Origin of the sequence: Magnetospirillum sp. SS-4 (assembly GCF_902729425.1) — a bacterium.
GTDB lineage: Bacteria > Pseudomonadota > Alphaproteobacteria > Rhodospirillales > Magnetospirillaceae > Phaeospirillum.
Genome location: NZ_CACVCH010000061.1, coordinates 35,587 through 42,518 on the forward strand (window position 1 = coordinate 35,587; position 6,932 = coordinate 42,518).

The window sequence follows — 6,932 nt, forward strand, 5'->3', positions numbered from 1 at the left end:
CATTTCCCTAAATATGCGCCCCATCATGCCCCAGCCGGCGCATCCTCGTCCAATTGGAACCGGTGGGTAATGGCATCGGCCGCCGCCAGGGCCAATCCGGGTATCTCCTCGGCCATGGAGAGGGTGGAATGATCGCCGTTGCGGCCCGCGTTCTCCACCTGCTGGGCCAGAGCGCGCAGATCCTCGAGCCCGAAGGTGGCCGCCAGACTCTTCATGGTATGGGCCTCGCGGCCGATGGCCTCGACGCCCCCGGCCTGGATATGTCCGGCAATGCGTTGGGCGCGGTCACGGATTTCCGCCGCCACTTTCGAAGCGATCCGCCGGGCGGTGCGGTCATCGGTATCGGCGATCAGGTTGCCGATCAGGCGTTCATCCAGGCTCGGCCCCGAAGCCCTGGCCTTCAATGCCGGCTCCGCCGGCTTCAGCCAGGTTGCCAGCTTCGAGAGCATGAGTTCCAGGGATAGTGGCTTGGTCAGGTAGTCGTTCATGCCCGCCTCCAGGCACATCTCGGCATCACCCTGCATGGCAAGGGCCGTCATGGCGATGACGGGAATGTCACGAACGTCCTCGGACAGGGCACGGATCAGGCGGGTTGCCTCCAGGCCGTCCACTTCGGGCATGGTCACGTCCATCAGAACCAGATCATAGCGTCCGGTAGCTACCGCCTCGACGGCGGCGCGGCCATTGTTGACGCAATCCACCTCAAGCCCGGTAGGCGCCAGCATGGCGGTGGCCACAAGCTGGTTGGCCTCGCTGTCCTCCGCCAGCAGGACGCGGCCGGCAAGTCGTGGAACACTGTCCAGGTGTTCTTCCACCGGTTCAGGTTCCTCCCCCTCGCGGATGGGAAGCGTGACCACGAAGGTGCTGCCTTGCCCAAGGGAGGAGGTAACGGCGATGGTCCCTCCCATGGCGCCGACCAGATTGCGGCAGATGGCCAGCCCCAGCCCCGTGCCGCCATGCCGGCGGCGAAGGCTTCCGTCCACCTGGGTAAAGGGGGTGAACAGACGGTTCAGATCGCCGTCGCCGATGCCTGCGCCGGTGTCGGCCACGCGAAGAGACATGAAGCCTGGCCGGTGCCTGTCGGGGGCAACGCTCAGCGTCACGCCCCCCTGGTCGGTGAACTTCACCGCATTGTTGAGAAGATTACCAAAAATCTGGCGGAGACGATCCGGGTCTCCCTTCAGCCAGCGGGGAAGGTCATCCGAGAACTCGACGTTCAGGCCGAGGGATTTGCCACGGGCCAGTGGCTCCACCATTTCCACGGACTCCGCAACCAGACGTCTCATGTCATAATCCGCTTCGTTAAGTTCGAGACGCCCGGCCTCCATTTTCGACATGTCAAGAATGTCGCCGACGATGGTCAGAAGAGAACGCCCCGAATTGCGCGCCACTTCGGCCAGCCGCCGCTGGTCAGGCGCCAGGTCCGAGCGAAGGAGTAAATCCACCGAGCCGAGGATGCCGTTGAGCGGAGTGCGGACCTCGTGGCTCATGACCGCCAGGAATTCCGACTTGGCGCGATTGGCATTCTCGGCCAGCAGGCGGGCTTCCTCGGTACGCTTTTCCGCTTCCCTGCGCTCGGAGATATCGCGGATCAGGCCGATCAGGAAGCTCTCGCTGCCCTGGCCCACCACGGAAATGGACAATTCCATGGGAAACTGGCTGCCGTCGCGGCGCTGTCCCACCAATTGCCGGTCCTTGCCCACCACGCCGCCACGCTCTCCGAATTCGGCGTAGCGCCGCATGTAGGCCCCGTGCCCGGCCCGCAAATCCTCGGGCATCAGCAGGCTGATGTTCTTGCCCCGCAACTCGTCCAGCGGCCAGCCGAAGATCCGCTCGGTGGCGGGATTGGCGGTGATAATGGTTCCCAGGGGATCGACGCTGATGATGCTGTCCAACACGTTGGCGAGAATGGCATCCAGGCGTTCCGCCTGCCGGCCCAGGCGGATTTGAGCCTGGGTTAATTCGGCGGTACGCGCCTCCACCTTGTCTTCCAGGGTCCGCTTGGCCTCCCGCAGATTGCCCAGCATGGCGGCAAGGGACGATGCCAGTTGGGCAACCTCGTCCTCGCCCGAGCTGTCGATCTCCACGTTTGCCTGGCTGTCGGCGGCAACGGCCGTGGCGGCCGCGCTCAAGCAAGCCAGCCGGCCGGTCAGCCGGCGGGCGGCGAGCCACGCCAGGATGAACGTGGCGGCCAAAGCCAAGGCGCCTACCAGCGTGAAGAGCATGATGAACCGGGTCACCGGCAGCATGGCCTCGTGGCGGGGATGCGATATCCGCAACTCAATTCCGGCCCCGGCCAGCGGTTCGACGAAATGAAGCTGCTTGGCCGCGACGATATCGCCGGCTTTGAACGCCTCTCCTGCTGCCGCGATAACCCGTCCGCCCCGAGCCGAGAGACTGACATTCTGGTTGAGCGGCAACTGCGCGAAAACCCTGCCGGCGAGCGCGGAAGAGGAGATCCGGGCCGCCAGCACCCCTTCCGGCGTTCCGGTTCCGGGATAGATAACCGGAAAGGCCAGCACCACCTGGTCACCTTCGATCTCGGCCCGAGGCGTGCCGGCCAGAGCCTCTGAAAACCAGGAGGTGGACGGAGATACGGCATCTTTTCCAGCCGTGCGGTTGGACGCGTAGAGCTGTCCCTGGAAATCATAAAGCTGGACGGCTACGCCGTTAAGATCGTCAGCCCGATATCCCTTCAGAAACGGATCGAGATAGGTCTTACGCCCGGCGGTATCGACCAGGGCGTTGCTGATCAGGGGATTGCGGGCCAGGGCATCCATGTCGTGCTGAAGATCGCCCAGGGTCAATTCGACCTTCTGGGCCAGCATGCCCGCCTGGGCATCCACCTTGCCCTGGATATTCTCGACAATGATGGACCATGTGGAGACAAAGGACAGCCCCCCCAGGGCCGCCCCCGCCAGCAGGGCCAGCCCCATCGCCACCGCCAGGAACTGATTGGCCAAGCTTTTGCCGATGAACGAAAGACGTGCCATGCTCCCAGTCTCCTGCGCCGCCTAGCGGATACCATCCGGGCCAAAACGGCCCAGGAAGACCAGATCCGGAATCAGTGCCTCGTGCCGGTCCGGCGCGAAGGGAGGTGCGTAGGTCTTCACCAGCCCATCCCAGCGCTCGACTTTCTCCAAGGCGTCGCGGATCGCCTTGCGATCGGTGGAGCCCGCCTTGTCGATGGCCAGGGCCAGGATGTGGGTCAGGTCATAGGCATGGGCGAGGCCCACCTGGGACTTCAACCCGTTCAGCCCCTTGATGCCGAACAGCCGCTCTGCCGACTGGATCACGGCCTTGGCACGGGCATCGGTCTTACCCACGAAGGTGTAGGTCTGCACTACAGAGAAATCCACCTCGGCCAGGGCACCGCCGGTCATGGCCACGAAGTCGCCGCCGGAGACCCCCCAATGGGACAAAACCGGCAAGCGCTCTGCCTTGGGCAGTGCGGCAATTTCCTTGACCAGGATCGACCCCTCGCCCTCGTTGGCCACCAGCACGATGGCCTTCGCCCCCGCCAGGCGAAGCGCCTGGTAGCGGTCGATCAGGCTGCGTTCCCCCCAATTGTACCAGGCGCTCTCGACAATGCTCACGCCGCTGTTGCTGCGGGTCCAGGTCTCGGCGGCCTTCAGGCTGGAGCGGCCCCAGGCGGTGTTGGGCAGCATCATCGCGACCTTGTCCAGGCCACGCTTGCGGGCCTCGGCCAGAATGGCGGGCAGAGCCCAGCCATCCCGCAGGGACAGGCGGAAGACGAAATTGGGAGTCTGGCCGTTATCGACGATCTCATCGGCTGCCGCCCAGGGGTCGAGAAGCGGAATGCCCAATTCGTGGACCACGCCAATCTGCTCGATCACCACCGGTGAGAATTTTCCGGAAAACACCGCCACCACATCGGGGTCGGCGGCCAGTTCACGGATATTGGCGACGCCACGCGCGGGCACGGAGCGATTGTCGCGCTCCACCAGTTCAAGCTTGCGGCCACCCAGCACGCCACCCTTGGCGTTGATTTCATCCACGGCAATGAGGATGCCTTGGCGGATGGCCTGGGCCGAGGTGCTGGTCACGTGACCGAATTCACCATCGAAGCCGATCTTCACCGGCTTTGTCTCCGCCGATCCGGTCGAGGCGGCAAGACACAGCCCCAACCCCAGTATCAACCCGGCAATGCGCATGGCGACCTCCATCTTCTTTCCCGATCATTCGGGGTTATGGCCATCACAGCAAGTTCCGTTCCACGGCAAGGCGCCATTTTTCCGGAAACCGCATTGCAAAATGCAAATCATGCCATTCCATGAGGCCGTCGTCGCGGCACGAGGTTTGCAGTTCGTTGATCAGAGAATTCCACATCCCCGGAGGTCATCATGGAAAGCTTTACCATCTGCTGGCAATCCCGTCCGGGTGGGCGCGTCGAATCTTTCGGCCCCCTTCCGCGAGATCTTGCTGAGTTCCGCCTGCGCGAGCACAACGCCAGCTATCCCCATATCCGCGCCTGGTTGACTCAGCCCTCCATTCAGATCAGGGAATGCGAAACTGTTCTCTGAGAGCCTCTTCCATCAGGCGGAAACAAAGGCCCCGGATTTCCGGGGCCTTTCGCATCATGCCGCCTTCAGGGGGCGGCGGACATGCGCCCAGCGGGAAACCACGTTGAGCAGGCGGCGGGGATCGACGGGCTTGGCGATATAGTCGTCCATGCCCGCATCCAGGCAGCGCCGCCGCGTCCCGGCAATGGTATTGGCGGTCAGCGCCAGGATCGGGGTATCGCGCCATGCACCATCCCCTTTCCGGATGGCACGGCACGAGGTCAATCCGTCCATGCGGGGCATCTGCAGGTCCATCAGAATGATGTCGTATCCCTTGGATGCCATCTCGGCGCCGTGCAGCCCATCCGGCGCCTCATCCACCTTCCAGCCAGCCTTTTCCAGAATGGTCCGGATGACCGTGCGGTTGAGGTCATTATCCTCGACCAGCAAGACATTGCGCCCATGGCCGCCCAGATCGCCGCCCCCCGATGTGCTCGCCCCCAGAACCTGGATAAGCTGGGATATGACCATCTCGAATGATTCCCGCCCGTCGCCCAATCGGACCACGGGAACATGGGGCAATTCCGCTTCTGTCCCGGATTCATCCCTGTCACGGACCACCGCCTGAACCGCTCCATGATCGTCGCCGGGCAGGACGGCCCATGCGCCAAAGCGCACCAACTCGCGAATCAGCGGAGCGCAAAGATCGAGATCCTGGACATCCACCAGAACCCGGTAGCCCATCAAGGGCGGCAGGGGCTCGTCCTCGATGCCATCGTCCGCATCGTTCCATGCCCGATCGGCAAGGCGCAAAGGCACCTCGAACCAGAACACCGCACCCCCGCCGGGATTGTCGGCTACACCGATCCTGCCGCCCATCAACGTCACCATTTCCCGGCATATGGCGAGCCCAAGCCCGGTTCCGCCATACTTGCGGGTATGCGACGCGTCGGCCTGGACGAACTTGCGGAACAGCAGGCCCTTGACCGTATCCGGCACACCGATGCCGGTGTCGGAAACGGTGAAGCGAAGCATGGCTGCTCCATCGCGGCTGGCGGTTTCTACCGAGATTCCAACCGAGCCGCTCGAGGTGAACTTCACCGCATTGGCCGTCAGGTTGATGAGGATCTGCCGGAGCTTGGTAGGGTCTCCCACATGGCGCACTCCCTTGGGCAAAGCCAGGTTGACCGCCAGGAGAAGCCCCTTTTGACGGATCTTCGGGCTGAGCAGGCGCTGAACGGATTCCACGGTCTCGGCGACACTGAAATCGATCTCTTCCAGTTCCATGCGGCCGGCTTCCAATTTCGAGATATCAAGAATGTCGTCGATGATGTCCAGCAGGGCCTCGGCACTTTCCTGAATGCCAAGGGCATAGGATTTCTGTTCATCGTCCAATTCCGTTTCCAGCAACAGACTGTCCAGGCCGATCACCCCGTTCATGGGGGTGCGCAACTCGTGGCTCATGGTGGCGAGGAAGTCGGACTTGGCCGCATTGGCGGCCTCGGCCTCGGCGCGGGCGCCCTCCAGCAATTCCAGGTCACGATCCTGACGGGTCAGCAGCCGGGCGATCCAGAGGGTCAGGGACGCCACGGCAACGGCTAGTATCCCCGTGATCAAGGCGATGAACAGGGCCGAGTCCCGCCAGCGATCCAGGATCACCTCCTCGGTGGCGGTAATGTTGACCACCAGGGGGTACTGGCTGACCTGCCGAGGAGCAACGATCCGGAAGCGGGAATCAGAGGTATCAACCAGACGGGCTTCGGATGTTACGGCAGTTCCGCTCGTCAGACCGGAACGCAGCAGCTTGAACGCCGGCGCATCGCTGAAAGAACGGCCAAGAAACTCCTCCTTCTCGGGATAGCGGGCCAACAGGGCGCTGTCCGAGCGGAAGAGCGATATGGCGCCATGCTCGCTGAAGGTCACCGCCTTGTAAAAGTCTTGGAAGAACGCCGTCTCGATCCCGGTCAGTACGACGCCAAGGGTTTCTCCCGCCGTCGTCTTGATCTTGCGGGCCAGGTAGAACGTCCAGCGGCCGGTCCCTCGGTTTTTGACAGGAACGCTAAGAAACACGGACAGGGCCGGATCGGCCATATGAGCCTTGAAGTAGTCGCGGTCAGCCAGATTGATGGGGGGCGGGGGATAGGAGCGGGTAAAGTTCAAGACGTCGCCATTGGCGGCCACAATGGTGGCCACATCGATCTGCGGCACGCCGCTGGCCTTGTCGCGCAGCATGTCGAAGACCTCGCGGGTTCCCATGACACGGCGCAAATCGGCATCACTCTCCACACCGGCATCGTGCACCCGGTCGGAAATGCTTCTCAGCACCAGGTCGGCGGCCTTCACCGATTGCAGGGCGTGCTCGGAAATCACCGTGGAAAACCCGGACAGGTTCTCACTCCACTCCCGCAC

At 63.1% G+C, this 6,932-nt stretch carries 4 protein-coding genes; 1 reads left to right on the forward strand and 3 read right to left on the reverse strand.

Annotated elements, in window-relative coordinates:
* Nucleotides 1–23 precede the first annotated feature (23 nt).
* On the reverse strand, nt 24–2,993 hold the full coding sequence (locus MTBSS4_RS11155; protein ID WP_173983484.1) for an ATP-binding protein: 2,970 nt from the start codon (nt 2,991–2,993) through the stop codon (nt 24–26).
* Nucleotides 2,994–3,014: 21 nt separating this feature from the next.
* Nucleotides 3,015–4,187: an ABC transporter substrate-binding protein gene (locus tag MTBSS4_RS11160; protein ID WP_254432496.1), complete on the reverse strand. Its 1,173-nt coding sequence runs from the start codon at nt 4,185–4,187 to the stop codon at nt 3,015–3,017.
* A gap of 177 nt (nt 4,188–4,364) precedes the next feature.
* On the opposite strand from MTBSS4_RS11160, the gene MTBSS4_RS11165 reads away from it, so the two are divergent.
* Nucleotides 4,365–4,544 (forward strand): hypothetical protein, encoded by a 180-nt coding sequence (locus MTBSS4_RS11165; RefSeq protein WP_173983485.1) that lies wholly within the window; start codon nt 4,365–4,367, stop codon nt 4,542–4,544.
* A gap of 54 nt (nt 4,545–4,598) precedes the next feature.
* Here MTBSS4_RS11165 and MTBSS4_RS11170 read toward each other — a convergent pair whose 3' ends face one another.
* On the reverse strand, nt 4,599–6,755 hold the full coding sequence (locus tag MTBSS4_RS11170; protein ID WP_173983486.1) for a hybrid sensor histidine kinase/response regulator: 2,157 nt from the start codon (nt 6,753–6,755) through the stop codon (nt 4,599–4,601).
* Between the last annotated feature and the right edge of the window lie 177 nt (nt 6,756–6,932).